Here is a 26157-nt window from a genome sequence, read left to right as displayed (position 1 = left end):
GCCCATTATCCCTGTTCGACCATACGAAAAAGCGCCTCTTCGACATCCTCGCCCAACTCGAAACGGTTAGAACTGACTGGACGCAGTAAACAAATAAACCCGTCGTTATGTTTATGAGCGAACGAAATATGCAACCGACCCTTAAAGATGGCTGTATGTCCGGCGTCCGGAAACGGGGCCGTTGCAACTCGATACTGAGTGGGGCTTAAATTTGCCAAAAAATGCTGCTCGACCGCCCGCCATGGTCCGATCGTTCTCTTCCCGGAGTGGGCTATACCGGCGTCACGATAGGAAACCTCGTCATCGCAGCGATCCAAATGCACGAGTTTTGTTGCGGCCCAGTCAGTCGATTGAACCAAGGTTGAAGCTATGTTTGCGCTTCCGCCTAATGCAATGATGGTTTGGGGGATCACGTTCAAATGCGAAAGCAAATCGCAGAGTACTCTAGCATGCGACTCATCGCTATGCCATGCAGCCTTCTTGGGCTTGTCACTCAGTCCGCACCCAATGAGATCCGGGCAAATGGTCCGCCATCCTGAAGACTCAAATTTCGAAACCAGTGAAACAAACTGCTCAGACCAATACGGGAACTCATGAAGACAAAGCACGGTTTTACGTGAGACTGCAGGGTGGACATCTCGATAGTGCAACCTGAATCCTTCGCGCCCTAAATGGAAATGGCTGGGCATGTTGCTAGACAATAAACCTGTGAAACGGAACTCTGACGTACGAAGCGTATCCTCTCTCAAAGGAATTGAGGATGCGTTTTTTCTTGCACGGCTACGTTCAAAAAAACGCACCAGGATGTCAGAGCACTCATGTGAAAGCACGCCACCCGATACCTCGGCGTGATGATTGAGCTTGTCCACCGCAAACAAATTCAATACAGACCCCGCGCAGCCTGTTTTGGGATCGGCAGCACCAAACACAACGCGCTCTATCCGGCCGTGGAAAATCGCACCACTACACATAGCACATGGCTCAAGCGTCACGAATAGCTGAAGTCCGGATAGTCGGTGCGTGCCACAGGCTCTTGCCGCTTCTTTGAGCGCTACTACTTCTGCATGGGCGCTGGGGTCATTCCATTCAATGGTCCTGTTGCGCCCCTTCGCGATAACTTGACCACCTTTTACGATGACTGCACCGACTGGTACCTCGCCAGCCAACTCTGCCTCGATCGCTTGCTCCAGGGCCAGCGACATGAAATATTCGTCAGATTGAATCAAAAGCACCGCGGGCTTGTAGCCACTCTTTTAACAATGGTGAAGTCATGGGCTTGGCATAAAGATACCCTTGACCCTCGTGACAACCCAGATCTTTGAGTCGCGACGCCTGCTCAGGAGTCTCAATACCTTCCGCAATGACTTTGAGCTGAAGATTGCGTCCCAATTCAATCACCATCGAAGCAATATGACCACCCAAAACATCGCCACCCAACTCCGATACGAAAGCGCGGTCAATTTTCAGACGGTCAATGGGTAATTGACGGAGCTGACTGAGAGAAGAATATCCAGTACCAAAGTCGTCAATGGCAATAGAGATGCCGAGTTGACGTACTCCATGCAAGGTCTCCAGCATGAACTCTGCGTCTTCCATCGCCACAGATTCGGTGATTTCCAACTCGAGGCAATTGGGGCTGATTCGAGTATCCAGTAATGCCGCATTTAGTTTATCCAGGAACTCTGGGTGGCGAAACTGAATCTGCGAAACATTCACGGACATTCTTACGTCGCCGAGTCCCAATCCCTGCAACCTGACCAATTCATGGCATGCCATTCTGAGCACCCAATCGCCTATCGCCACTATCATTCCCGAAGCCTCTGCGAGTGGAATAAACCGGTCAGGAGGCACAAAGGTGCCGTCCTCATTGCGCCAGCGGATCAATGCCTCCATTCCGATTACGGCACCCGAAACGAGATCAATCTGCGGCTGGTAAACAATGAACAACCGCTCACTTTCTACCGCACTGCGCAGACTTTGAAGCAACCGGACACGCTCTCGTATGTCAGAGCCCATTTCAGCTGAAAAGAAAACAAAGCTGCCTCGCCTGCTTTTCTTGGCGCGCTTGAGCGCGATATTGGCATCCTTCAAAGCATCCCGACCACAGACGCCACCCGAAAACAAGCTAGTTAGCCCCATGGTCGCGGTGACCACCATGGCATCGTCCTGTACGAGGAAGGGCGTACGGAACAATGCCAACACGCGGAGCGGATCAACCACTTCAGCCGGACCCATCAAACCGAATGTATCGCTACCGATCCTCGCCAATACGGCATCAGGCCCAAGTTCCAACTTCAAGCGATCTGCAACCGCTTGAAGCAATCGATCGCCCTGCTGATGGCCAAGCGCATCGTTGATTTCCGAAAAGTCATCGATATCGAGAATAGCCATCATCTCGTTGCTCAGGGATGCATTGGCCAACCTCTCATCACTGATATCGATAAACTTGTTCCGGTTAGGCAGACATGAAAGTCGATCGTAGAACGCCATCTCGTCAAGCTTCCGGATCTGCTCATACGCGCGCAATGCCGCAGTGACGGTGGCATAAAGCTTGGTCCGTGTCAGCTCGGACTTCGTCTTGTAGTCGTTAATATCGAAATCATGAATGGTCTCGATTTCAGGTGCGTATCCGGGCTGCCCTGTACGCAAAATAATGCGTAAATCCGTTAGTTTCAATTCCTTGCGTATGGTTTTTACCAACGCCAGTCCAGCGTCCTCGCGCTCCATCACCACATCAAGAAGCACGATGGCTACGTCAGCCTCCGAACGAAGGATGTTGGCTGCCTCAGCCGCAGAGTAGGCATGCAAGAACTCTAATTGACGCCCCAGAATCAGGACTCCTGCCAAAGCAAAGGTCGTTGCTCTGTGGACGTCGGGCTCATCGTCAACAATCAAGAGTCGCCAGGTCAGCTCTTTTTCAAAGCCGATAACTGCGTCATCATCCAAAAACTGAAGTGCATCAGCGTCTGCATGTGGTTCCAACAGATTCCCAGTACTCATGGAAACATTGTGCACCAAGCTGCGATCGAAAGCCAAATGAAAAACGGACATCAGGGGTAGTCCCTAGATGTCCGCTTCTTACCTAACACGTGTGAAATACAGAAACATCACTCCCACTCAATAGTGGCAGGAGGCTTGCTACTCACGTCATAAGTCACCCTGTTGATGCCACGAACCTCGTTGATGATTCGTCCTGACACTGTCTTCAACAGGCTGTACGGAAGTTCCGCCCAGTCGGCGGTCATGAAATCACTGGTTTGAACCGCTCGCAAAGCGACAACATAGTCGTAAGTACGACCATCCCCCATCACACCAACGCTCTTGACCGGCAAAAAAACGGTGAACGCCTGAGACACTGCGTCGTACCAGGTTCTTGGCGGCTTCCGGGGGTTAGCTCCTGGCAAAGTTGCACCCTCGTAAGGAGTTTTGCGGAGCTCTTCAATAAAAATTGCATCTGCGCGACGCAACAGATCGGCATATTCCTTCTTCACAGCGCCCAGAATGCGAACCCCCAGTCCGGGCCCCGGGAAAGGATGGCGATACACCATATCGGCTGGCAGGCCAAGAGCAACACCCAGTTCACGCACCTCGTCTTTAAAAAGTTCACGAAGTGGTTCGAGGAGCTTCAAGCCCAACTGTTCCGGCAAGCCACCTACGTTATGGTGACTCTTGATGGTGACTGCTTTTTTGCTCTTGGCTCCGCCGGATTCAATGACGTCCGGATAAATGGTGCCTTGTGCAAGCCATTTCGCACCATTTTTGCTTTCACCGGCAGCCGTCAGTCGTGCAGCTTCTGCTTTGAAAACCTCGACAAACTCACGGCCGATGATTTTTCGCTTGGCTTCCGGATCACTGACACCTGAAAGGTGGCCCAAGAACTGGTCAGACGCATCCACACGTATCACTTTGGCATGCAGTTTTCCAACAAACATGTCCATGACCATGTCGCCTTCGTTCAATCGAAGTAGACCATGGTCAACAAACACGCATGTCAATTGGTCGCCTATGGCACGGTGAATAAGGGCGGCCGCTACGGACGAATCAACACCGCCACTAAGACCCAGAATGACCTCTTCATCACCGACCTGTTCTCGTATCTTCTGCACTGCCTCAGCGATATAGTCACCCATAATCCAGTCTGGACGAGCGTCACAAATCCCCAGAACAAAGCGTTCCAGCAATTCCTGCCCTTTACGGGTGTGAGTCACTTCCGGGTGAAACTGCACGGCATAAAATCGGCGCGCCTCATCTGCCATGCCCGCAATAGGACAAGACGGATTGGACGCCATCAAAGAAAAGCCGGGTGGCATTTCTGTGACCTTGTCACCGTGGCTCATCCAGACATCCAGCAAGCCATGACCTTCAGCATTGGTTCCGTCTTGAATACCGTCAAAGAGCTTGGTGCGGCCATGTGCCCGAACCTGTGCAGCACCAAACTCACGTGTGTGGCCGGCTTCTACCTTGCCGCCCAATTGCTGGGCCATTGTCTGCATTCCGTAGCAGATCCCCAGAACGGGTATGCCCAGCTCGAACACAGCCTGCGGGGCCTTGTCCGTAGCTTCTTCGTAAACGCTCGCATGGCTTCCGGACAGGATCACACCTTTCAGATTCCCGTCTGACGCATAGGATTTAACCCACTCATCTGTGACATCACAGGGATGCACTTCACAAAAGACATGGGCTTCGCGGACCCGGCGCGCGATCAGCTGAGTGACTTGAGAACCGAAATCAAGAATCAATATTTTTTGGTGCATGAGCGTGCGATATCAGTCAGCGCGGTAGTTGGGGGCTTCTTTGGTAATCTGCACATCGTGCACATGGCTTTCGCGGATGCCGGCAGTCGTAATCTCTACAAACTCTGCCTTGTCCTGCATGTCGGCAATCGTCGCGCAACCGCAATAGCCCATGCTGGCCCGGATGCCTCCAGCCATTTGGAACACGATCGCCACCATCGACCCCTTGTAGGGAACACGACCTTCGATACCCTCGGGCACCAATTTGTCGGCGTTGGGATTACCTGTGCTGGACTCCTGAAAATAGCGGTCGGCGCTTCCCTGTTGCATGGCGCCGATACTGCCCATTCCACGATAGCTCTTGTAGCTGCGGCCTTGGTAGAGAATGACTTCGCCAGGGGCTTCCTCAGTTCCTGCGAACATGCCCCCCATCATCACCGTGCTGGCTCCAGCGGCTATTGCCTTTGCAATATCGCCACTATAGCGGATGCCACCGTCGGCAATCAAAGGCACACCGGTTCCACGCAATGCAGTGGCAACGCTGTCAACTGCCATGATTTGAGGGACACCCACCCCAGCCACAATGCGCGTGGTGCAAATCGAGCCAGGACCAATACCCACTTTGACCGCGTCAGCTCCAGCCTCCACCAAGGCAAGCGCTGCGGCTCCGGTGGCAATATTGCCACCCACCACGTCTACTTGAGGAAAGTTCTGTTTGACCCAACGTACCCGGTCGATCACACCCTTACTGTGTCCGTGCGCCGTGTCCACCACGATTGCGTCTACCCCGGCAGCAACAAGCGCTTCCACGCGAGCTTCTGTACCTTCGCCCACACCGACTGCAGCACCCACGCGCAAACGTCCTGTGGCATCGCGAGCGGCGTTGGGGAAGTTCAACTGCTTGGTAATGTCCTTAACGGTAATCAGCCCCTTGAGCTCAAAAGCGTCATTGACGACCAGCAGGCGCTCGAGCTTGTGCTTGTTCAGCAGCGCTTTTGCAGCTTCGGGCGTGGTGCCATCGGGAACGGTGATCAGGCGCTCACGGGGAGTCATGATTTCACGCACGGTCTGGTCGTACCGGGTTTCGAAACGAAGGTCGCGACCAGTCACGATACCGACGACTTTACCGCCATCGCAAACGGGGAAACCGGATACACCCAACTGGTCTGACAGCGCCATGACTTGGCGAACGGTGGTTTCAGGCGTGATAACCACTGGGTCCCGCAGCAATCCGGACTCATAGCGCTTGACCTTTGCCACTTGCGCGGCCTGTTCGGCGGGAGTCAGGTTTTTGTGAACGATGCCCATACCACCCTCTTGCGCGATGGCAATTGCCAGGCGGGCTTCGGTCACCGTATCCATCGCGGCGGACACCAGCGGCAGATTCAGTGCGATATTGCGGGAAAAACGGGTGGCGAGGCTGGTGTCCTTAGGCAGGACTTGGGAGAACGCTGGTACCAACAACACATCGTCGAAGGTCAGCGCTTTGCCGAGAAGGCGCATGTCAAAGCTCCAAAAGACGGATTGTACCCTCGCCGCCCGACGCGTCGTCCGTCCAAAGCGCTAAACTCGTACCATGAAACTGATCAAGCCCCTCATTGCGATCACTTTGACCATCGCCTCTCTCAGCGCCGTTGCTCAGTGGCAGTGGATAGACAAGGACGGAAGAAAGATATTCAGCGACCGGGGACCCGGACCTGATGTGCCTGAGAAAAACATCCTGAAACGCCCCGCTGGTAGCAAATCTCCTGGGCCTTCAGTAGCCACAGAGGCGGCAACCACGAGTGGACCTGCGCCAGAGGCGGCGCCTGCCCTGCCGAAAGACGCGGGGGTAGACAAAACCTTGGATGCAAAGAAAAAGCAGGCTGAAGCAGCTGAAGCGGCGAAGAAAAAAGCTGAAGAAGAGAGGGTTGCCAAAGCCAAGGCCGACAACTGCAAATTGGCGCGGCAAGCAAAGGCAACGTTCGATTCAGGCGCCCGGATATCCCGTACGAATGCTTCAGGTGAGCGCGAATTTTTGGACGACGCAGCCCGAGCAGCTGAGGCACAGCGTGTTCAAGGCGTCATCGACGCTGACTGCAAATAGCGGAATCTGTCATGTCGCAAAGCGCATCAGTATCCTGCCTTGCCGCCCACGCGGCGCCGCGCAAACAAACCTGCTGACTTTGCCCCTTGTTTGGCGAAGCGCTCTCTGCGGGCTACTTTGGGATCTACCCTCAGATCGCGGAGAATTTCAATGCGATCGCCATTCCGCAATCTGTCCTTGAAGCCTGCCTTCCGCCCCCAGACACTCACGACCAAAGCGTCAACCACGTCGGCAGGCAGGGCGTTCAACAACTGACTCTCAACAATCGCCTCTGCCACCAGGGCACCGTTTTTCATCGACAGCTGACACTGCTCGATTTGACGCGATCCAGGAGCGTAAAACACCGTCACTGACAGCGTGCCGTCTGGCGTCAACGGCGCCTCAGTCGCCATAGACCTGCTGCGCCCGCTTGACGAATGCATCCACCAAATTCGCCGCGATTTTGTCAAAAACAGGTCCGACCAACTTTCCGAGTGTGGCATTTTCGAAACCGTAATTCAGCGAAAGGCTCACTCTGCACGCACGTTGGCTGCCATCACCCACAGACGCAAACAACCATTCACCGTCCAGTTTGGAGAAAGGTCCTTTGACAAGTTGCATGCCGATACGCTGGGCATCCGAATGATCGTTGCGAGTGGTGAATGTCTGCCGGATCCCGCTAAACGAAATGCCTACTTCGGCCGTCATGCCGGCCTCATCCTGCTCGAGCACCCGGGCGTGATCACACCACGGCAGAAACTGGGGATACCTCGCGACATCCGTCACCAAAGCATACATTTCGGCAGGGGTGTACCAGATCAGGACGGACTTGTTGACAGTTTTCATAGAATGCAGGGTTGCGCGGGATTGTAGACAAGCCCCAATGCGTGTCTTTCAATTCTGCCCTTCGCCCCCACTTTCACTCCATGGCCAAAAAACCCGAAACTGCCTCCCGCATCGCTGACAACAAAAAAGCCGCCTTCAATTATTTTTTTGAAGAGAGGTTTGAAGCCGGCCTTGTGCTCGAAGGCTGGGAGGTCAAATCCCTGCGCGAAGGTAAAGTGCAGCTGACAGACGGCTATGTGGTTATCCGCGATGGTGAAATGTTCATCATCGGCCTGCAGATCAACCCCTTGCACACGGCTTCCAGCCACGTCAGTCCGGACAAAATCCGAACCAAAAAGCTGCTGTTGCACAAGGAAGAAATCAAGCGCCTGACCGGCAAGGTTGAACAAAAGGGCTACACGCTGGTGCCCATCAACCTGCATTGGAAGAGCGGGAAAGTGAAGTGCGACATCGCCTTGGCCAAAGGCAAAGCTGAGCACGACAAGCGAGACACCATCAAGGACCGCGAGGGCAAGCGGGAAGTTGAACGCGCCATGAAAGACCGGAACCGTTAATTTTTTCCGGCGACATGGAATAAACCGTCACGGCCCGGCGTTTATCTGGTGAGCACGCATCCCGCGGGCTTTACAACTCCGGAGTACTCCATGAAATTTCTCGCGATAGCCACACTTACCGCCGCCCTGCTGGGCGGCTGCGCGGCCATGGCGCCATCGGCACCCGTTGCCGTGAATGGAGGCATTTTGACGGGCAGCAACGGCATGACCTTGTACACCTTTGACAAAGACACAACCGGCAGTGGTAAATCGGTGTGCAATGGTCAGTGCGCGATCAATTGGCCCCCACTGATGGCTTCGGACACCGACAAGGCCGCCGGCGACTACAGCATCATCACCCGCGATGACGGCAAGAAGCAGTGGGCTCTCAAAGGCAAACCCCTGTACTTCTGGATCAAGGACACCAAGCCCGGAGACGCCACCGGCAATGGCGTGCAGAACGTCTGGCGCACCGTCACCCCCTGATTCACCATGGATGCAGCGCAGCTCAAAGATCAGATCCCTGCGCTGCGCCGCTACGCCAGAGCGCTTACCGGCAGCGCATGGGCCGCGGATGATCTCGTGCAGGACACACTAGAGCGTGCCTGCACAAAATGGACCTTATGGACCGCAGGCAGCAACCTGCGAGCATGGTTGTTCACCATCATGCACAACATCCACGTCAGTGATGTACGGAGAGTCATCCGGCATCAAGCGGCAACCGATCCGGAAGGGCTTGAGGGAGAAGCCTTAGGCCTCGCAGCGCCCGCCTCTCACGCAGACAGTCGCATGGACTTGCAACGTTGCCTGCTTTTGCTACCCGAAGACCAGAGAACCGTCCTCCTGCTGGTGGCATTGGAAGACATGAGCTATGCAGAAGTGGCCAAGATCACCGGCAGCCCTTTAGGCACTGTGATGTCAAGGTTGTCCCGGGCCCGGACACGTTTGCAAAACCTGATGGATGGAACGCCCGCCAGCAGCAAACGCGGTGCGGACGTTGTTCCTCTCCAACGAGTGCGTTGAGAACCTGCCTATGAATCACCCTTCTTCCCCTCCCCCGCGCCCGGATGATGTGCATGCCTGGGTTGACGGGCGCCTCCCTGAGGATCAGCGTGCGACATTGGAAGACCAACTACGGGATCAACCCGCATTACTGGCAGATGCACAGGAATGGAAACGCCTGAACCAACGCATCAGTGAATTGCACGCTGACGTTCTGGATGAACCATTGCCGACGCATCTGCTGCAGGCGGCGTCACAACTCGGTCAGCGTCAACAGCAAAGAAACCAATGGACTCGCTGGGGTGGTATGGCTGCCAGCGTGTTGTTTGCATTCGGGATGGGCTGGTTTTTGCAACCTGTGCTGAGCGGCTTTAGCCCTGGCACTTACGCCAGCCAACAGCGCAGCGAAAAGGCATTTGTCATGCAAGCGAGTGTGGCCCATGCCGTGTTTTCCCCGGAAGTGAAGCACCCCGTCGAAGTCAGTGCAGCAGAACAACAGCATCTGGTCCAGTGGCTTTCCAAACGCTTGGGGCGCGAACTCAAGGTGCCCGATCTGTCTGCCCAAGGCTTTCAGCTCATGGGCGGGCGTCTTTTGTCGGGGGATAGCGGTGCCCGCGCCCAGTTCATGTTCGACAACGCCACCGGCAAGCGCGTCACCTTGTATGTGGGCGGTCTCTCCAGCACTACGAACGCATCCTCAACAGTAACTTCGTTCCAGTTCAGCCAACAGGGCAAGAACCTCAGCTTTTACTGGGTAAACCGCAATTTCGGTTACGCCCTGACCGGCGACCTGGACCGCCCTGCCCTCATGGCCTTGTCCGAAGCCGTGTACGCCCAACTTCCACGCTGAGCGGAGTCGCCGGTTCGCCTTAGGCAAGCGTACGCAAGGGGTGAGCGTTCGCGGGCCATGGGCTGTCGAAGAATGGGGCCACCATGGCGGTGGTCACATCCTCAATCCGTGCCGGGTTCCACTGTGGCTGGTGGTCCTTGTCCACCGCAAGTGCACGGATGCCCTCCACCGTTTCACTGCGCGCTCCAGCGCGATCCAAATGGCGGGTGACGAAGCAGTGCCGCACCATGTCACGCTCCATGCGCAAGTCCTCGGCCAGGCGCATGGTGCGCGCTCTGCGCACCTGCTCCAGCACCACATGCAGCATCAGGGGCGAACGCTTGCGCAAAGTCGCTGCAGTATGTTGTGCCCACTCAGAACTGTCTGCCTCCAGAGCACCCACGATAGACTGCACATCCGCCCGAGAAAAATAGGCATCAATTTGATCTCTAGCGCCTATGGAGTCAGCGTGAGCAGCTATAGAAAATGTAGCAATCCAAGGGTCGAGTGATCCTGCAGACTCCCAATCCACGCCAGCCAAGGCATCCCAAGCTTCCTGGAGTCGACCTGCGTCCAGCATGTGGTCCGCCAATTGCACCGCAATAGCAGCGTCTGCACCAATAACCTCTCCGGTCAAAGCCAACCATTCGCCGGTGTTACCCGGACAACGGCTCAAAAAGTAGCCCCCGCCTACATCCGGAAATAGGCCGATGTTGGTTTCGGGCATGGCCATCTTGGTTCGCGAGGTCACCAAGCGGTGTGACGCCCCTTGGCTGATACCCATGCCCCCGCCCATCACGATGCCGTCCATGAATGCCAAGTAAGGCTTGGGGTAGGTGTGGATGAGGTGGTTCAGCGCGTACTCCTCCGTGAAGAAGTCCTCCAGCGCCGGGTCGCCTGACAGTGCCGCAGCGTGGAAAAAGCGGATATCCCCGCCTGCACAAAATCCGCCGAAGGGGCCTTCTTTGTTGCTGCCGCGGATGGCCACTGCATGGATACTGGAATCATCCTTCCACGCCAAAAGAATTGCTGTGAGCGAGCGCACCATGCCCAAGCTCAAGGCATTCAATGCTTTAGAGCGGTTCAGGGTGATGTAACCCACCCCACCGCTCACCTCGGTAACGACATCCAGACCCCAGTCTCCGTGTTTCATTTGCGTTGTCTCCATCCAATCAGTTCATTCACCAGCAGCGCACCGATGACCAAGGCACCGCCGGACACAACGGCACTCCCTGGCGCCTCGTTCGCACCCAGCCACGCTAGCAAAATGCCGAAAATAACCTCCAGCAATTGGAGCAAGGATATCTCGGGCGCTTTCAGTACCTGGGCCACCCGCACGCTCAAGACACAGGGCACGGCGAGCTGAAAGACGCCCAGAAATCCCAACAGAGCCACGTCATGTGCAGTTGCTTGCAAGGGCAGCGCCAGGGGCAAGGTGACGATACAAGAAATCACGCCACCCACCCACACGGCGGGCATCAGGTCGATGTCATGCCCTTGGTCGTGGGCGTGCTGCGTCACCGTCCAGTTGGTCGCGCCCGCAATGGGCACACACAGGGCGACCAAGGTTCCCCATAGCGTGATGCTGCCGACTTGCGAGGCATACATATACACAATGCCCGCGCCTGCCACCAGCACCGCCACCCAGGTGCGCGCCGGTATGCGGTGCCCGATGAAGATGCGCGCCATCAGGGCAGTCAGCAGCGGCCCCATGGACATGGTGACCAACACATTGCCCACCGAGGTCAGGGTGAGTGCCACCATGAAGGCTGTGAACATCACGCTCCAGCACATGCCGGAAAGCCAGAAAGCTGGCGTAGCACTGCGCAGTTTGGCGAACACACCCTTCCCGCTCACCACAGGCAGGATCGCCAGCAAGCTGATCACTGTGAAAAACGAGCGCCAGAAGGTCACTTCGAAGCTTCGCGCAGACTCCAAATGGCGCGTCACCACGCCGGCGGTGGACCACATCAGGGCGACCAGCACCATCAGCAAAACGGCGCGGTTGTGGGAGAGCTTCATGCAGTTTCCTGTGCTGACATGCCTTGGGAGGAGACATGGTGAAAACAACAACGCCGCGGGACCAGCTCTGCCGGACCGCGGACGTTGATTCCCCTTGCGGGGCGTTCATGCACCGGCTGTCGCCGGCCGCATGAATTAATCGCGGGAGGCGCGCTTGCGTTCGTGCTCTTTCAGGAAACGCTTGCGCAGACGCACGGACTTGGGCGTGATTTCCACCAGCTCGTCGTCCTCGATAAATTCGACACCGTATTCCAAAGTCAACTCGATCGGGGGAGTGATCTTGATCGCATCTTCCTTGCCGGACACGCGGAAGTTGGTCAGCTGCTTGGTACGGGTTGCGTTCACCACCAGGTCGTTGTCACGGTTGTGGATACCCACAATCATGCCTTCGTACACCGGATCGTTCGCCTTCACGAACATGCGACCGCGGTCGTCCAGCTTGCCCAAGGCGTAGGTGAAGATTTCACCGTCGTCCATGGAAATCAGCACACCGTTCTTTCGGCCACCGATGTCACCCTTGTGCGGCTCATAGCTGTCAAAGATGTTGGAGATCAGGCCGGAACCACGGGTCAAGTTCAGGAATTCGTTGGAGAAGCCAATCAAGCCACGGGCAGGAATGCGGTATTCCAAACGGACACGGCCACGGCCGTCCGGTTCCATGTTGATCAACTCGCCTTTGCGTTCGCCCAGTGCCTGCATCACGCCGCCTTGGTGCTGTTCTTCGATGTCCGCGGTCACCAGCTCGATAGGTTCGTGCTTCTCGCCGTTGATGTCCTTGAACATCACGCGCGGCTTGGACACGGCCATTTCATAACCTTCACGGCGCATGTTTTCCAGCAGAATGGTCAAGTGCAGTTCACCACGACCCAGCACTTCAAACACGCCTTCTTCGTCGGTTTCGTTGACGCGCAGAGCCACGTTGTGTTGCAGTTCCTTTTGCAGACGATCCCAGATCTGGCGGCTGGTCACGAACTTGCCTTCACGACCGGCCAAGGGGCTGGTGTTCACGCAGAAATTCATGGTCAGGGTAGGTTCATCCACCTTGAGCATGGGAAGTGGCTGGGGGTTGGCAGGGTCGGTCACAGTCACGCCGATACCGATATCTTCGATACCGTTGATCAACACGATGTCACCAGGGCCTGCCAGTGGGCTTTGCATGCGGTCCAGGCCCTGGAAGGTCAAGACCTGGTTCACACGGCCTTTCACAGCTTTGCCGTCCGGGCCTTCCATGACCACCACGTCCTGCATGGGCTTGATCGTGCCTTGGCTGATACGACCCACACCGATGCGGCCCACGAAGCTGGAGAAGTCCAGTGCAGAGATTTGCAACTGCAAGGGAGCTGTCGGGTCACCGGAGTTCGGTGGCACGTGCTTCAGGATGGTGTTGAACAGGGCCGACATGTCGGGGCCCCACTGCTCACCGGGAGCGCCTTCCTCCAAGGAAGACCAGCCATTGATACCGGAGGCATACACCACGGGGAAGTCCAGCTGCTCGTCGGTCGCACCCAGTTTGTCAAACAGGTCAAATGCAGCGTTCACAACCTTGTCGGGGTTGGCGCCGGGCTTGTCCACCTTGTTCACCACGACGATAGGCTTCAGACCCAAGGCCAAGGCCTTCTTGGTCACAAATCGGGTCTGGGGCATGGGGCCTTCTTGCGCATCAATCAGCAGCAACACGCTGTCGACCATGGAAAGGGCACGTTCCACTTCACCGCCGAAGTCCGCGTGTCCGGGGGTGTCCACGATGTTGATGTGGGTACCTTCCCAGCTCACTGCGCAGTTCTTGGCCAGAATCGTGATGCCGCGTTCTTTTTCGATGGCGTTGTTGTCCATCACGGTGTCGACCACTTTTTCGTGCTCGGCAAAGGTGCCGGACTGACGCAGCAGCTGGTCAACCATGGTGGTTTTGCCGTGGTCAACGTGCGCAATGATGGCGATGTTTCGGATTTGTTTACTCATGGTTCACTTTCTGCTTACGCCCCGAGGGCCAAGGTTTCGTTACTCTGTTTCAAACTCTGTTCCAGGGCCTGCTGCTGGCCCAAGGTTTCGCTGATCTCCAGCGGACTCAGCAAACGCACGGGGATCAACTCCCCGGCTTTCACATGTGCCGTGCCCAACAGGGCTTTCGGCATCGTGGCGTATACCGCCACTTGCTCAGCATCCGCCCACGCTCCGCGCCTGCGCATGCCACTCAAAAATCGTGCCGCATTCTCACTGTCCAATGTGACAGTCACATGCTGCGGCAGCAAAGCATCGACGGGCAAGAGACACGCGAGGCGCTGCTCTTCCGTCATGGCCTCCAGGGCCTCCAAACTCACACACTGGCTGGTATCAAACCCACCCGTTCGGGTCCGGCGCAAGGCGCTCAAATGCGCACCGCAACCCAAGGCCTCGCCAATGTCCTCACCCAGGGTTCGGATATAGGTTCCCTTGCTGCACTCCACAACTAATTTAATAGCTGGTTGTGCAGTATCCATGGGCGCTGCCAGCTGTTTCAATGCATAAATCACCACATGGCGGGGCTCGCGCTCCACCTCAATCCCGGCTCGCGCGTACTCGTACAACGCCTTGCCGTCCTTCTTCAAGGCACTGTGCATGGGCGGCACCTGGGCAATCGGCCCGGTGAAGCGCTGCAACACGGCATCCAACTTTGCTTGCGAAACATCTACCGGCCGCTCACTCAGCACATCGCCTTCCGCATCGGCCGTACTGGTTTTAATGCCAAGCCGCACTGTCGTTTCGTAGGCTTTGTCCGCATCCAGATGCATTTGGCTGAATTTGGTCGCCGCGCCAAAGCACAAGGGCAACACGCCTGTCGCCAAAGGATCCAGCGTTCCGGTATGTCCTGCTTTCTCAGCCCGCAACAACCACTTTGCTTTCTGCAAAGCCTGATTACTGGACAGGCCGATCGGCTTGTCCAGCAACAGCACCCCATGCACAGGGCGCCTTGCAACCCGTGCACGTGGCGCGTTCATGTGTTTAGTCCTCTTTGGCGCGCGATGACACCGCGCGAGCAATCAAGGCATTCATGTCAGCCGCACGTTCTGTGGTCTGGTCAAAAATGAAATGCAATGTCGGCACCGTGTGGATATGCAAACGCTTGAACAGACCGGCGCGCAAAAAGCCCGCAGCCTGGTTCAGTCCCTCTGCCGTCTCCACCGGATCGCCGACCAGCAAGCTGAAAAAGACCTTGGCGTGGGCATAGTCGGGCGTGACTTCCACACCCTGGATCGTGACCATGCCTACCCGCGGGTCCTTGAGCTCGCGCGCGATCAGCTCGGCCAGATCCCGTTGGATCTGGTCGGCCACCTGAAAGCTGCGATTGGGTGTAGCTGACTTTTTGCGCACTCGGGTTCTCTCGCTTACAGGGTACGGGCGATTTCTTTGACTTCGAAGAACTCCAACTGATCACCTTCTTTGATGTCGTTGTAGTTCTTGAGCTTGATACCGCACTCGAAGCCTTCTTTGACTTCGCGCACATCGTCCTTCATACGCTTCAGGGAATCCAGCTCGCCGGTGTAAATCACCACGTTGTCGCGCAACAAGCGGAAGTGCGCGTTGCGGGTAACAAAGCCATTGGTAACCATACAACCTGCAACCGTACCGATCTTGGAAGCCACGAATACCGTGCGGATCTCGGCCATACCAATGACCTCTTCCCGCTTCTCGGGTGCCAGCATGCCGGACATGGCGGCCTTCAACTCATCGACCGCGTCGTAAATGATGTTGTAGTAGCGGATGTCCACGCCATTGCCCTCAGCCAACTTGCGCGCGCCGGCATCGGCACGGGTGTTGAAGCCGATGACGATCGCCTTGGAAGCGATGGCCAGGTTGATGTCAGATTCGCTGATACCACCCACCGCAGAGTAGACCATCTGCACTTTGACTTCGTCCGTAGACAGCTTGAGCAGCGACTGTGCCAAAGCTTCCTGCGAACCCTGTACATCCGCCTTGACGATGATGGGCAACATCTTCACGTCGCCTGCACCGATGTCGGAGAACATGTTCTCCAACTTGGCAGCCTGCTGCTTGGCCAACTTGGTGTTGCGGAACTTGCCTGCACGATAGGTTGCGATTTCGCGGGCACGACGTTCATCGGTCAACACCATGAATTCATCACCGGCCTGCGGCACTTCGGTCAAGCCCTGGATTTCCACTGGAATGGAAGGTCCGGCGGTTTCGATCTTGTGACCGTTCTCGTCCAACATGGCACGCACGCGGCCATAAGTTTGACCAGCCAGCACCACATCGCCCACCTTCAAAGTACCGGACTGCACCAGCATGGTGGCCACAGGACCGCGGCCCTTGTCCAACTTGGCTTCGATCACCAGACCCTTGGCCATGGCATCGACAGGCGCCTTGAGCTCCAACACTTCGGCTTGCAAAAGCACCTGTTCCAACAAGGCATCGATACCCATGCCGGTCTTGGAAGACACGGGCACAAACGGAGAATCACCACCGTATTCTTCGGGCACCACTTCTTCGACGACCAGCTCTTGCTTGACGCGATCGGGGTTGGCATCGGGCTTGTCGGACTTGGTGATCGCTACCACCAGGGGAACGCCAGCCGCTTTCGCGTGCTTGATCGCTTCCTTGGTTTGCGGCATCACGCCGTCGTCGGCTGCCACCACCAGAATCACGATGTCGGTTGCTTGTGCACCACGGGCACGCATGGCGGTAAACGCTTCGTGACCTGGGGTATCGAGGAAGGAAACCATGCCGCGGGGAGTTTCCACGTGGTAGGCACCAATGTGCTGCGTAATGCCACCGGCTTCGCCCGCAGCCACTTTGGCACGGCGGATGTAGTCCAGCAGCGATGTCTTGCCGTGGTCCACGTGGCCCATCACGGTCACCACAGGAGCGCGTGGCAAGGAAGGCGCTTCCTGACCTTGCACTTCGTCGTCGGTAAACGCTTCCGGGTCATCCAGCGCAGCTACCACTGCTTTGTGGCCCAGCTCTTCCACCACGATCATGGCAGTATCCTGATCCAGAGGCTGGTTGATGGTGACCATCTGGCCCAGCTTCATCAACTGCTTGATGACTTCAGAGGCCTTGATCGCCATCTTGTGCGCCAATTCGGCCACGGTGATGGTTTCGGGCACGTGCACTTCGATTACACGTGCTTCGACCGGAGCGGACTGCTGGTTGTGATGGTCATCACGATCGCGGTCATTGCCCCGACGGCCCTTGGGACCAGCACGCCAGTTGCTGGAACGCCCAGCGCCTGCCGTTGTGTCACCACGGGTCTTGAGTTCTTTCTTCTTGGCAGTGTCTCCAGCCCAGCTGCTGGACAGCTTGGCAGATTTGACTTCCTTGCCATTCCCGGCAGGTGCGCCCGCACCCGGGGCGCCAGCTGCAGGTTTTGCCGGTTTGGCAACCGCGGACCCATTGGCAGGCTTGTGCAGCGTACCCTTCATTCCGGCCTTGGCGTCAGCCGCAGGCTTGGGCTCTTCCACCTTCTTGGGCTCTTCCACCTTCTTGGGCGCAACCATGACCTTCTTGGGAGCCGCCATCATGGAGCGGATGGCGGCAGCTTCGGCTTCCGCCTTGCGACGGCGTTCACCCAGATCGGCTGCACGGGCTGCTTCTTCAGCCGCAGCAGCCTTGGACGCTTGCGCAGCCGCAGCGGCACGTTCTTGCGCTGCAGCTTTGGCAGCAGCTTCGCTGGCTTGGGCGGCAGCAGCGGCATCCACAGCCTGTGCTGCGGGTGCTGCTTCGGCTTTGACAGCAGACTGGACCTGTGCCACTGCCTGCTCTTTGGCCAGGCGGGCAGCGGCTTCAGCTTCGCGCTCTGCAGCGGCGGCCTGCTCAGCAGCCGCCTTGGCACGGGCTTCCTGCTCTTCACGCTCGCGACGGCGTTGCGCCAGCTCTTCTTCCTGGCGGCGGATCAACTCTGCCTGACGGCTGGCCTCTTCCTCACGGCGGGCCAATTCGGCATCTTCCAACGCTTGAGCGGCTTGAGCAGAGGCAACATCCTGCTCTTCAACTTCAGTCGTGCCTTCAACACCATCATCACGGCGGACAAAGGTGCGCTTCTTGCGCACTTCCACCTGGATGGTACGGGCCTTGCCAGTGGCGTCGGCCTGCTTGATTTCTGTAGTCTGCTTTTTCACCAACGTGATCTTCTTGCGTTCAGGGCTGGCAGTGCCGTGGCTGTTTTGCAAGTAGTTCAAGAGGCTGTGCTTGTCAGCATCGGTCAGCACGTCGGCTGCGGAGGCCTTGGGCACTCCGGCAGACTTCAGCTGTTCGAGCAAGATATCGGTAGATTTTTTGAGTTCATTGGCAAACTCGGCAACGGTCGTACTGGTCATATTCTGTGAAACCTTTCATGACCGTTACTCTTGAGAAGCGCCGTCATTGGTAAACCAATGCTCACGCGCCTTCATGATCAGGGCCTTGGCCTCGTCCGCAGACTGGCCGGTAATATCTGTCAATTCGTCCACGGCAAGGTCAGCCAGTTCATCGCGGGTGTGAACACCGCCGTCTGCCAGTTTGCCGATCAGTTCAGGGGTCAAGCCCTCCAGGTCGCGCAGATTCTGCGAAACCTCTTCCACGCTCTCTTCGTGGGCAATTTCCATGGTGAGCAACGCGTCTTTTGCGCGATTACGCAGTTCATGCACGGTGTCTTCGTCGAAGGACTCAATTTCCAGCATTTCCTGCAGCGGCACATAGGCCACTTCTTCCAGGCTGGTGAAGCCTTCGGCAATCAGGATGTCGGCGATTTCCTCATCCACATCCAACTTTTCCATGAACAACTTGCGGCCGGAATCCGTTTCGTTCGCCAGTTTCTGAGCAGACTCGGCGGCGTCCATGATGTTGATCTTCCAGCCGGTCAGCTCGGAGGCCAAGCGGACATTCTGACCACCACGGCCGATGGCGATGGCAAGGTTTTCTTCGTCCACCACCACGTCCATCGCGTGACGCTCTTCGTCCACCACGATGGAAGTCACGTTCGCGGGCGCCAGGGCTCCAATGACGAACTGCGCGGGATCTTCGCTCCACAACACAATGTCGACACGCTCACCAGCCAGCTCATTGGTCACACCATTGACGCGGGTTCCACGCACACCCACACAAGTGCCAATGGGATCTACCCGCTTGTCATGGGACAGAACTGCGATCTTGGCGCGGGAACCTGCATCACGTGCGCAGGACTTGATCTCCAACAAGCCTTGTTCGATCTCGGGCACTTCCTGGCGGAACAGCTCAATCATGAACTCCGGCGCAGAGCGCGACAACACGATGGGCGCACCGCGCAAGGTCAGGTCCACTTCCATGATCATGGCGCGAACGCGGTCACCTGTGCGCAGGTTTTCCTTGGGGATCATTTCGCCGCGGCGCAGACGGCCTTCCACACGGCCGCTTTCGACAATGATGTCGCCCTTGTCCATGCGCTTGACGGTGCCGACAAAGATCTTTTCGCCACGCGACATGAAGTCGTTGAGCAGCATTTCGCGCTCGGCATCACGGATCTTTTGCAAGATGACTTGCTTGGCGGCCATCGCACCGATACGGCCGATGGGCACAGACGCCACAGGCTCTTCGATGTACTCGTCAACTTCGATGTCGGCGATTTGCTCTTTGGCTTCAAACAGCAGAATTTCCTGGTCAGGCAATTGCAAACCGGCCTCATCGGGAACTACGTGCCAGCGACGGAAGGTTTCGTAGTTGCCGCTGTCACGATCCAATGCGACACGGATGTCCACATCACCGGCGTACAACTTCTTGGTCGCCTGGGCCAAGGCTGCCTCGACGGCGCCCAACACCACATCACGTTCCACGTTCTTCTCACGGGAAATTGCTTCCACCAGCATCAACAGTTCGCGATTCATGCCATGACTCTCCTGAACACTCTAATCAACCAATACAAAAACGGATGGTGTGACAAACGGGCACTCAGGCCTCGTCCGCCTGCCCTTGGCCGCCACGGCCTTTGAAATTCACAATGGGTGCCAAACGGGCATCCCGCAATTCGTCGAAAGCAAAGCCCAGCGCCTGCAGGGGCGGCGGTACACGCTTTTTGCTGACTTTCTGCCCGGGCTTGACCTCAGGGGCATCGCTCCAAACGATCTGCCATCCTGTGCTGCCATCAGCCGCTGGCACTCGCTCCAGCGTGCCACGGAACTTCTTGCGGTTCGCACTGACCTGGCCATTGGCAGCAGCCCCCATGGGCGCCTTCAAGGTAATGTCAATCACGTGACCGGCAAAACGTTCGAAATCTTGGGTGTGACGCAGAGGGCGATCGATACCGGGCGAGGACACCTCGAGCCGCTTGTATTCCACGCCATCGACTTCCAGCGCGAACTGCAACTGGCGAGTCACTTTTTCGCAGTCTTCCACGTTTACAAACTGCTCGGACACAGGCTGCCCTTCAACAGGCGCGACCCACGGCAAATCGATGGTAATACGCAGCAAGCCTCCGGCAGAGCGTTCAATCTCTACCAAGTCATATCCCAGTCCTGCTACGGTTTGTTCAACGATTTCCTGTAATGCCACGTCTGTAAAGCCTGCCTAATGTTGAGCAACGAAATGCGAGTGAAAAACGATCGACCAAAAAAAACGGGCGGTAATTACCCGCCCGTTTGGTCGTGAGCTTTGGATTGTACTCGAAAAGCGCGCTAAGTCCCTTGATTCTTAAGGAAATTACGCACTCGCCGCGAGAAGCTTGACCGTGTAAGGGTGCACAGGCGCCTCCATCACGGCTTCTACACTACCGGATTCCACAATTTTGCCCCCCTGCATCACCAGTACCCGGTGCGCCATGGCCTTGATGACCGCCACATCATGGGTGATTAGCAGATAGGTCAAGCCGCGCTCTTTCTGGAGTGACTGCAAAAGACGCAACACCTGCTGCGCCATGGTGACATCCAAGGCGCTGGTGGGCTCGTCGAGCACGATGACGGTGGGCTCCAGCACCAATGCCCGTGCAATCGCCAATCGCTGGCGTTGCCCACCGGAGAACTGATGGGGGTAGCGCTGCAAAATGGCGGGAAACTGCTGCTCTCCCATGCCGACCACCTCCAGCGCGCTCAACACGCGCTGCCGCCGCGCGTCTGCAGCCAAGTCAGGCATATGCACATCCAGACCCTCGCCCACCAGCTCCTCCACCGTCATCCGTGGCGATAGGGAGGAAAACGGATCCTGAAAAACCACTTGCACCTGTTTGCGCAGCCCAACATCACGCGCAGCTTTGCCGGACCACGTTTTGCCGCCTACCTGGACCACACCCTCAAAAGCCGTCAAACCCAGAGCCGCCAGCGCCAAGGAGGACTTGCCAGAGCCTGACTCCCCTACGACACCCAATGTCTCGCCGCGATGCAACTGGAAGTCGGCGGAGTGCACCGCAGTGAATCGTCCGCTGGAGAACCACCCCCGAAAACCCGACTTGGGAATGGGGTAGGTCACTTGGACTGCTTTGGCTTCGAGCAACAAGGGTGCACCGGGTGCCACGACAGGCACTTTACGCACCGGTAGGCTGTCCAAGAGTTGGCGAGTGTAGGCGTGCTGGGGCCGTGCAAACACCTCCGCCACTGTGCCCTGCTCCACGATTTCACCCTTTTCCATCACCGCCACGCGATCCGCGAACTTGCGGACCAGATGCAAATCATGGGTGATTAGCAATACAGCCACACCCTTGCGTCGTTGCAAGTCAGTGAGCAAATCCAGAATCTGCTGCCGCACGCTCACGTCCAGCGCTGTCGTGGGCTCATCCGCCAGCAGCAATTTGGGGGCGCAGGCCAAAGCCATGGCGATCATCGCGCGCTGGCGTTGGCCGCCTGAGAGCAGGTGTGGATAGGCGTTCGCGCGCCGCGCAGGGTCGTCAATGCCCGTTTCTGCTATTAATTCAATAGCAGCCCGCGCAGATTCCTTGGGCGTCAGACCTTGTTTTTCCTCTAGAACTTCAGCAATCTGGCTGCCAATGGTGAATACCGGATTCAGCGCCGTCATGGGCTCCTGAAACACCATGGCGATGTCTTGCCCGCGAATGCCGCGCAGCTGCCGCTCCGGCAAAGCCAACAAATCGATAGGGCCGGAACTGGAGGCAAAGTCCGCTCTCCCTGTGACGCTGGCGCCTTGGGCCAAACCCAGCAGACTCAATGCAGTGATGGTTTTGCCGGAGCCGGACTCTCCCACGAGCGCCAGCTTTTCCCCCGGCTGGATGTCGAAGCGGATGCCACGAACCACCTCACGATGGCCGAATGCCACCCGCAGCCCTTCCACGGTTAGCAATGCAGTTGGCTTGCTCATGTGTCTTGCTTCCTGGGGTCCAGGGCGTCACGCAGCGCGTCGCCCATCTGCGTGAGCAATAGCAAGGTCACTACCAGCACACAAAACGTGGAAAGCGAAATCCACCAGGCATCAATATTGTTTTTCCCTTGGGACAGCAGCTCGCCCAGAGAAGGGGTACCGGGCGGAACGCCGAGGCCCAAAAAATCCAAAGAGGTAAGTGCCAGAATCGCCCCACTCATGCGGAATGGCAGAAAGGTCACCACCGGCGTCAAGCTGTTGGGCAGGATATGCCGCAGGATGATGGCCCGGTTGGACACCCCCAGTGCTCTGGCTGCGCGCACGTAATCCAGCTGGCGATTGCGCAGAAACTCGGCCCGTACATAGTCGGACAAGCCCATCCAGCCGAACAGGCTCAGCAAAATCAGCAGCAAGCCCACACTAGGGGCAAACAGGGCACTGAAAATGATCAACAGATAAAGCTCCGGCATGGAGCTCCAGATTTCGATGAAGCGCTGAAACACCAGGTCTGTTTTGCCGCCAAAAAAGCCCTGAATCGCACCTGTCAGGATGCCGAGCAAAACACCGGTCACGGTCAGCGCCAACGCAAACAACACGCTGACCCTGAAGCCATAGAGCAGCTGAGCCAGCAGATCACGGCCCCGGTCATCCGTGCCCAGCCAATTGGCGGCGCTGGGCGGTGCCGGGTTGGGCGAGGTCGCAAAGTAATTCAGTGTCTTGGGGCCGTAGCGGTTGGGAGCGAACAGCGCCCAGTTGCCAGGCTCCGAAAACTTTTGCTGGATGAAAGGGTCCAGGTAGTCGGTCGGCGTGGCGAAGTCGCCGCCGAAGGTGGTTTCCGGGTAATCCTTCACCAAAGGCCAATAGGTCGTGCCTTGGTAGACCACGACCAGCGGCTTGTCGTTGGAGACCAACTCAGCCGCGAGGCTCAGCACCACCAAGCCACAAAAAATGATCAGACTGGCAAAGCCCAGTCGGTTGCTGCGAAAGCGCCTCCAGGCGCGCAGTGCGGGGCCGGGATTATTCAAAGGTAACACGCGGGTCCACCCAGGCATAACAAAGGTCTGACACCAGCTTGGTAACCAAGCCGATGAGCGTAAACAGGTACAACGTGCCCATGACGACAGGGTAGTCACGCCGGATCACGCTCTCGTAGCTCAAGAGGCCCAGGCCATCGAGCGAAAACTGGGTCTCGATCAGCAGGGACCCCGTAAAAAAAGCGCCTATGAACGCAGCTGGAAACCCGGTCACGATGGGAATCAAGGCGTTGCGCATCACATGCTTCCACAGCACTTTGCGCTCGGGCAAGCCTTTGGCTCGGGCGGTCAAGACATACTGCTTGCGGATTTCTTCCAAAAAAGAATTTTTGGTGAGCATCGCGATGGTGGCAAAGCTGCTCATCACCATGGCTGTGACCGGCATGGCGATGTGCCAGAGGTAGTCCGTCACTTTGGCGCCCCAGGACAAGCTCTCCCAATTTGCCGATACCAGCCCGCGCAGCGGAAACCACTGCAACTGCCCGCCAAACACCACCAGCAACGCCACGCCCAGCACGAAACCGGGAATGGCGAAGCCCACCAGCACCACGATGCTGGTCACCAAATCAAACCGGGAGCCCGCGCGGACCGCCTTGGCAATGCCCAGCGGGACCGCAATGCCGTAGCTCAGAAAGAAGGTCCACAGCCCCAAGCTCATGGAGACCGGCAGCTTCTCCCAGATCAGCTCAGAGACTTTGCGGTTCTGGAAAAAGCTGGTACCCAGATCAAAGCGGGCGAACTGGGTAAGCATCTGCCAGAAGCGCTCGGGCGCAGGCTTGTCAAAGCCATACAGCGCTTTGGCTTGCTCTAAGCGTTTGGGGTCAACCCCTTGCGCGCCCCGATAACTGATGCCCCCTTCCGCACCCACGCCGGCACCTGCCTTAGCTTCCGCCAGATACTGCTCCACGGGCCCTCCGGGCACAAATTGCACTACGACAAAAGTCAATAGCAGCACGCCGAACAGCGTGGGCAGCATCAACAACAAGCGCTTAAGGGTATAGACCATCATGGCTTGGCCCACCAGGTGTCAATGGCCCAACCCTCGCCTTGGGCGTAGGGCGGCATCTGCGCTGGCTTCTCCAGGCGCCAAGCGTTGTACGCAATACGGTGCGTGGCCGCAGACCACTGGGGTACCAGCACATGGCTGTGGGCGATCACCCGGTCCAGCGCGCGGCAGGCGGGCAACAAAGCAGCCTTGGATTTGGCGCTGGTCATGTGCTGAATCAAAGCGTCCACTGCCGGACTCTTGATGCCACTCAAATTGCCTGAGTCTTCCTGGTCTGCCGCTTTGCTGCTGAACAAATCCACAAACTCCTGACCGGGATTCTGGGTACCTGCAAAGGCGATGGAAGTAATGTCGAAATCGAACTTCTGGAGTCGTTGCTGGTACAGCGCAAAGTCCACCGGACGGAACTTGAGCGTGACGCCGATTTTTTCCAGATTACGCGCCCACGGAGTCACCACCCGTGCGCCGGCCTCATTGCTGTCCAGGTACTCCAGCTCAAACGCCTGGCCTTTGGCGTTGCGCAAGGCGCCGTCGCGGTAGGTCCAGCCGGCGTCTTTCAACAAGGCTTGCGCCTTGCGCAAGTTATTGCGCAGAGAGTCTTCGCCATCGGTGCGAGGGGCTATCGCCATAGCGCCGAAAGCAGCCTCCGGCACTTTGCCGTGCCACGGATTCAACAGTGCCAACTCTTGCTCTGGGGGCAGACCGGTGGCCTGGCAGTCGGTGTTGCCGAACAGCCCCTGCACGCGCTGGTAGGCGCCGTAAAACATCTGGCGGTTCATCCACTCGTAGTCCAGCGCCAATCCCAGGGCTTGGCGCACCCGCACATCCTGCAACAAGGGCTTGCGGGTGTTGAGCACATAGCTCTGGAAACCCGTGGGCAAGCGGTGTTGGAACTCGGCCTTGACCAACTCACCGCTGTCGAACTTGCGCCCGGTGACGCGTCGCGCCCAGTCCCCGGCAGAAAAGAAACGCATCAGGTCGAACTCGCCGGCCTTCAAGGCTTCCAGGCGGGCCGTGCTGTCTTTGTAAATCTTGACCGTGATGCGGTCAAAGTTAGCGGTACCCCGGCGCACGTTCAGATCATGCGCCCAATACTGCGGGTCACGCACATAGGTAATGTCTTTGCCGAAGTTCACCGGGCCCACTTTGTAAGGCCCGCTGCCGATGGGGATGTCCATCACGATCTGGTCAAAAGGTTTGAGCTTGCCACCCTCCTCGCCCCATCGGTGGCTGAAGACTGGCAGTCCGCCCACGGTCAGCGGCAAGTCGCGGTTGGGCTTGGCAAAGCGGTAACGCACGGTGCGTTCATCCAGCACATCCACCCCCAGCACGTCTTCCAGCAGGGTCCGAAACCCGGGGGATGCCAGCGGGCCTTTGAGCATGTCAAAGCTGTGCTTCACATCGCGCGCGAGCACCGGATCGCCATTATGAAAACGCGCTTCAGTCCGCAATACAAAGGTGGCGCTCAAGCCATCTGCTGACACGCTCACGTCTTTGGCGAGCAGCCCGTAACCTGCCGCGGTCTCATCCAATGCGCCGGCAAGCAGACTGTCAAACATCAGGCTGCTGAGGTAGGCAGGCGCCGAGCCCTTGACTGTGAACGGGTTGTACTTGTCGAAGGTGGAGACTCGCAAGTTGCTGACCAGTCGCAACTCTCCACCTTTGGGTGCGGCCGGATTGACATAACTGAAGTGGGCAAAGCCCGGCGGATATTGCAGGTCGCCCCAGAGTGCATAGCCATGCGCTGCCCACGCGCCGCCCGCCATGAAACTCCACAGTAATGCCACCCATTTCCGCATGAGACAATTCTGCACCAGACCACGCATTTTTATGAGGACG

At 57.3% G+C, this 26157-nt stretch carries 23 protein-coding genes; 5 read left to right on the top strand and 18 right to left on the bottom strand.

Annotated features, from left to right (window positions below):
* Positions 1-5: 5 nt before the first annotated feature.
* The 4 genes from tadA to guaB are packed head-to-tail and all read right to left on the bottom strand — an operon-like array spanning position 6 to position 6236.
* Complete coding sequence (gene tadA / locus ACOAP0_RS00185) at positions 6-1202, bottom strand: tRNA adenosine(34) deaminase TadA (RefSeq protein ID WP_498374517.1); 1197 nt, start codon at positions 1200-1202, stop codon at positions 6-8.
* A 10-nt stretch (positions 1203-1212) separates the two neighbouring features.
* Entirely contained in the window at positions 1213-3051 is a 1839-nt protein-coding gene (locus ACOAP0_RS00180; protein ID WP_498374518.1) for a putative bifunctional diguanylate cyclase/phosphodiesterase, read from the bottom strand.
* A 56-nt stretch (positions 3052-3107) separates the two neighbouring features.
* Positions 3108-4754, bottom strand: coding sequence for a glutamine-hydrolyzing GMP synthase (guaA, locus tag ACOAP0_RS00175; protein ID WP_498374519.1), 1647 nt, complete (start codon positions 4752-4754; stop codon positions 3108-3110).
* Between the two features lie 12 nt (positions 4755-4766).
* Positions 4767-6236 (bottom strand): IMP dehydrogenase, encoded by a 1470-nt coding sequence (gene guaB, locus ACOAP0_RS00170; protein WP_087493816.1) that lies wholly within the window; start codon positions 6234-6236, stop codon positions 4767-4769.
* Between the two features lie 73 nt (positions 6237-6309).
* Between guaB and ACOAP0_RS00165 the strand changes: the two genes are divergently transcribed.
* Positions 6310-6819, top strand: coding sequence for a DUF4124 domain-containing protein (locus ACOAP0_RS00165; RefSeq protein WP_498374520.1), 510 nt, complete (start codon positions 6310-6312; stop codon positions 6817-6819).
* A 26-nt stretch (positions 6820-6845) separates the two neighbouring features.
* Here the strand turns inward: ACOAP0_RS00165 and ACOAP0_RS00160 are convergent, their stop codons facing one another.
* The gene (locus tag ACOAP0_RS00160; RefSeq protein ID WP_498374521.1) at positions 6846-7211 is read right to left on the bottom strand and encodes an RnfH family protein; all 366 of its coding nucleotides are present in this window, start codon (positions 7209-7211) and stop codon (positions 6846-6848) included.
* Positions 7201-7644: a type II toxin-antitoxin system RatA family toxin gene (locus ACOAP0_RS00155; protein WP_498374522.1), complete on the bottom strand. Its 444-nt coding sequence runs from the start codon at positions 7642-7644 to the stop codon at positions 7201-7203. Before ACOAP0_RS00155 ends, ACOAP0_RS00160 begins: the two co-directional genes overlap by 11 nt.
* An 80-nt stretch (positions 7645-7724) precedes the next feature.
* Here ACOAP0_RS00155 and smpB point away from each other — a divergent pair, with 80 nt between their 5' ends.
* The 4 genes from smpB (at position 7725) to ACOAP0_RS00135 (ending at position 10029) form a co-directional block, all read left to right on the top strand.
* Positions 7725-8198 (top strand): SsrA-binding protein SmpB, encoded by a 474-nt coding sequence (gene smpB / locus ACOAP0_RS00150; protein WP_087493812.1) that lies wholly within the window; start codon positions 7725-7727, stop codon positions 8196-8198.
* Between the two features lie 90 nt (positions 8199-8288).
* The gene (locus ACOAP0_RS00145) at positions 8289-8663 is read left to right on the top strand and encodes a COG4315 family predicted lipoprotein (protein WP_481873949.1); all 375 of its coding nucleotides are present in this window, start codon (positions 8289-8291) and stop codon (positions 8661-8663) included.
* A gap of 6 nt (positions 8664-8669) precedes the next feature.
* Positions 8670-9200 carry an RNA polymerase sigma factor gene (locus ACOAP0_RS00140; RefSeq protein WP_498374523.1) on the top strand — a complete coding sequence of 177 codons (531 nt, stop codon included), beginning with the start codon at positions 8670-8672 and terminating at the stop codon, positions 9198-9200.
* Between the two features lie 10 nt (positions 9201-9210).
* Complete coding sequence (locus ACOAP0_RS00135; protein ID WP_498374524.1) at positions 9211-10029, top strand: anti-sigma factor family protein; 819 nt, start codon at positions 9211-9213, stop codon at positions 10027-10029.
* Positions 10030-10048: 19 nt separating this feature from the next.
* Here ACOAP0_RS00135 and ACOAP0_RS00130 read toward each other — a convergent pair whose 3' ends face one another.
* The 12 genes from ACOAP0_RS00130 to ACOAP0_RS00075 all read right to left on the bottom strand — a co-directional run bounded on the left by ACOAP0_RS00130 (position 10049) and on the right by ACOAP0_RS00075 (position 26117).
* Entirely contained in the window at positions 10049-11161 is a 1113-nt protein-coding gene (locus tag ACOAP0_RS00130; RefSeq protein ID WP_498374525.1) for an enoyl-CoA hydratase/isomerase family protein, read from the bottom strand.
* Positions 11158-12030, bottom strand: a complete 873-nt coding sequence (locus ACOAP0_RS00125; protein WP_498374526.1) for a DMT family transporter — start codon at positions 12028-12030, stop codon at positions 11158-11160. The genes ACOAP0_RS00130 and ACOAP0_RS00125 overlap by 4 nt, the downstream gene beginning before the upstream one ends.
* 135 nt (positions 12031-12165) lie before the next feature.
* A complete protein-coding gene (typA, locus tag ACOAP0_RS00120; RefSeq protein ID WP_087493806.1) occupies positions 12166-13989 on the bottom strand; it encodes a translational GTPase TypA in 1824 nt (607 codons plus the stop codon).
* 14 nt (positions 13990-14003) lie between these two features.
* Complete coding sequence (truB, locus tag ACOAP0_RS00115; RefSeq protein ID WP_498374528.1) at positions 14004-15005, bottom strand: tRNA pseudouridine(55) synthase TruB; 1002 nt, start codon at positions 15003-15005, stop codon at positions 14004-14006.
* A 4-nt stretch (positions 15006-15009) separates the two neighbouring features.
* The gene (gene rbfA / locus ACOAP0_RS00110) at positions 15010-15378 is read right to left on the bottom strand and encodes a 30S ribosome-binding factor RbfA (protein ID WP_087493804.1); all 369 of its coding nucleotides are present in this window, start codon (positions 15376-15378) and stop codon (positions 15010-15012) included.
* A gap of 14 nt (positions 15379-15392) precedes the next feature.
* Positions 15393-18341: a translation initiation factor IF-2 gene (gene infB, locus ACOAP0_RS00105; protein ID WP_498374529.1), complete on the bottom strand. Its 2949-nt coding sequence runs from the start codon at positions 18339-18341 to the stop codon at positions 15393-15395.
* A gap of 24 nt (positions 18342-18365) precedes the next feature.
* Positions 18366-19862, bottom strand: coding sequence for a transcription termination factor NusA (gene nusA, locus ACOAP0_RS00100; protein ID WP_087493802.1), 1497 nt, complete (start codon positions 19860-19862; stop codon positions 18366-18368).
* A 64-nt stretch (positions 19863-19926) separates the two neighbouring features.
* Positions 19927-20526, bottom strand: a complete 600-nt coding sequence (rimP, locus tag ACOAP0_RS00095; protein WP_481873957.1) for a ribosome maturation factor RimP — start codon at positions 20524-20526, stop codon at positions 19927-19929.
* 147 nt (positions 20527-20673) lie between these two features.
* Positions 20674-22278: an ABC transporter ATP-binding protein gene (locus ACOAP0_RS00090; RefSeq protein ID WP_498374530.1), complete on the bottom strand. Its 1605-nt coding sequence runs from the start codon at positions 22276-22278 to the stop codon at positions 20674-20676.
* On the bottom strand, positions 22275-23330 hold the full coding sequence (locus ACOAP0_RS00085; RefSeq protein WP_498374531.1) for an ABC transporter permease: 1056 nt from the start codon (positions 23328-23330) through the stop codon (positions 22275-22277). Before ACOAP0_RS00085 ends, ACOAP0_RS00090 begins: the two co-directional genes overlap by 4 nt.
* Positions 23296-24321, bottom strand: a complete 1026-nt coding sequence (locus ACOAP0_RS00080; RefSeq protein ID WP_498374532.1) for a microcin C ABC transporter permease YejB — start codon at positions 24319-24321, stop codon at positions 23296-23298. Before ACOAP0_RS00080 ends, ACOAP0_RS00085 begins: the two co-directional genes overlap by 35 nt.
* Entirely contained in the window at positions 24318-26117 is a 1800-nt protein-coding gene (locus ACOAP0_RS00075; RefSeq protein ID WP_498374533.1) for an extracellular solute-binding protein, read from the bottom strand. The genes ACOAP0_RS00080 and ACOAP0_RS00075 overlap by 4 nt, the downstream gene beginning before the upstream one ends.
* Positions 26118-26157 lie beyond the last annotated feature (40 nt).

The sequence above is a fragment of the Curvibacter sp. Hmag1.1 genome (assembly GCF_059769165.1).
This window is presented reverse-complemented; position numbering and strand designations above follow the sequence as displayed.

Coding starts and splice junctions, on each gene's coding strand:
- ACOAP0_RS00155 (WP_498374522.1), bottom strand. CDS start 7,644: ATGAAAACTGTCAACAAGTCCGTCCTGATCTGGTACACCCCTGCCGAA.
- ACOAP0_RS00165 (WP_498374520.1), top strand. CDS start 6,310: ATGAAACTGATCAAGCCCCTCATTGCGATCACTTTGACCATCGCCTCT.
- truB (WP_498374528.1), bottom strand. CDS start 15,005: ATGAACGCGCCACGTGCACGGGTTGCAAGGCGCCCTGTGCATGGGGTG.
- ACOAP0_RS00145 (WP_481873949.1), top strand. CDS start 8,289: ATGAAATTTCTCGCGATAGCCACACTTACCGCCGCCCTGCTGGGCGGC.
- ACOAP0_RS00160 (WP_498374521.1), bottom strand. CDS start 7,211: ATGGCGACTGAGGCGCCGTTGACGCCAGACGGCACGCTGTCAGTGACG.
- smpB (WP_087493812.1), top strand. CDS start 7,725: ATGGCCAAAAAACCCGAAACTGCCTCCCGCATCGCTGACAACAAAAAA.
- tadA (WP_498374517.1), bottom strand. CDS start 1,202: ATGTCGCTGGCCCTGGAGCAAGCGATCGAGGCAGAGTTGGCTGGCGAG.
- ACOAP0_RS00080 (WP_498374532.1), bottom strand. CDS start 24,321: ATGATGGTCTATACCCTTAAGCGCTTGTTGTTGATGCTGCCCACGCTG.
- ACOAP0_RS00125 (WP_498374526.1), bottom strand. CDS start 12,030: ATGAAGCTCTCCCACAACCGCGCCGTTTTGCTGATGGTGCTGGTCGCC.
- nusA (WP_087493802.1), bottom strand. CDS start 19,862: ATGAATCGCGAACTGTTGATGCTGGTGGAAGCAATTTCCCGTGAGAAG.
- ACOAP0_RS00180 (WP_498374518.1), bottom strand. CDS start 3,051: ATGTCCGTTTTTCATTTGGCTTTCGATCGCAGCTTGGTGCACAATGTT.
- guaA (WP_498374519.1), bottom strand. CDS start 4,754: ATGCACCAAAAAATATTGATTCTTGATTTCGGTTCTCAAGTCACTCAG.
- ACOAP0_RS00075 (WP_498374533.1), bottom strand. CDS start 26,117: ATGCGGAAATGGGTGGCATTACTGTGGAGTTTCATGGCGGGCGGCGCG.
- ACOAP0_RS00130 (WP_498374525.1), bottom strand. CDS start 11,161: ATGAAACACGGAGACTGGGGTCTGGATGTCGTTACCGAGGTGAGCGGT.
- ACOAP0_RS00140 (WP_498374523.1), top strand. CDS start 8,670: ATGGATGCAGCGCAGCTCAAAGATCAGATCCCTGCGCTGCGCCGCTAC.
- typA (WP_087493806.1), bottom strand. CDS start 13,989: ATGAGTAAACAAATCCGAAACATCGCCATCATTGCGCACGTTGACCAC.
- ACOAP0_RS00090 (WP_498374530.1), bottom strand. CDS start 22,278: ATGAGCAAGCCAACTGCATTGCTAACCGTGGAAGGGCTGCGGGTGGCA.
- ACOAP0_RS00085 (WP_498374531.1), bottom strand. CDS start 23,330: ATGCCTGGGTGGACCCGCGTGTTACCTTTGAATAATCCCGGCCCCGCA.
- ACOAP0_RS00135 (WP_498374524.1), top strand. CDS start 9,211: ATGAATCACCCTTCTTCCCCTCCCCCGCGCCCGGATGATGTGCATGCC.
- guaB (WP_087493816.1), bottom strand. CDS start 6,236: ATGCGCCTTCTCGGCAAAGCGCTGACCTTCGACGATGTGTTGTTGGTA.
- infB (WP_498374529.1), bottom strand. CDS start 18,341: ATGACCAGTACGACCGTTGCCGAGTTTGCCAATGAACTCAAAAAATCT.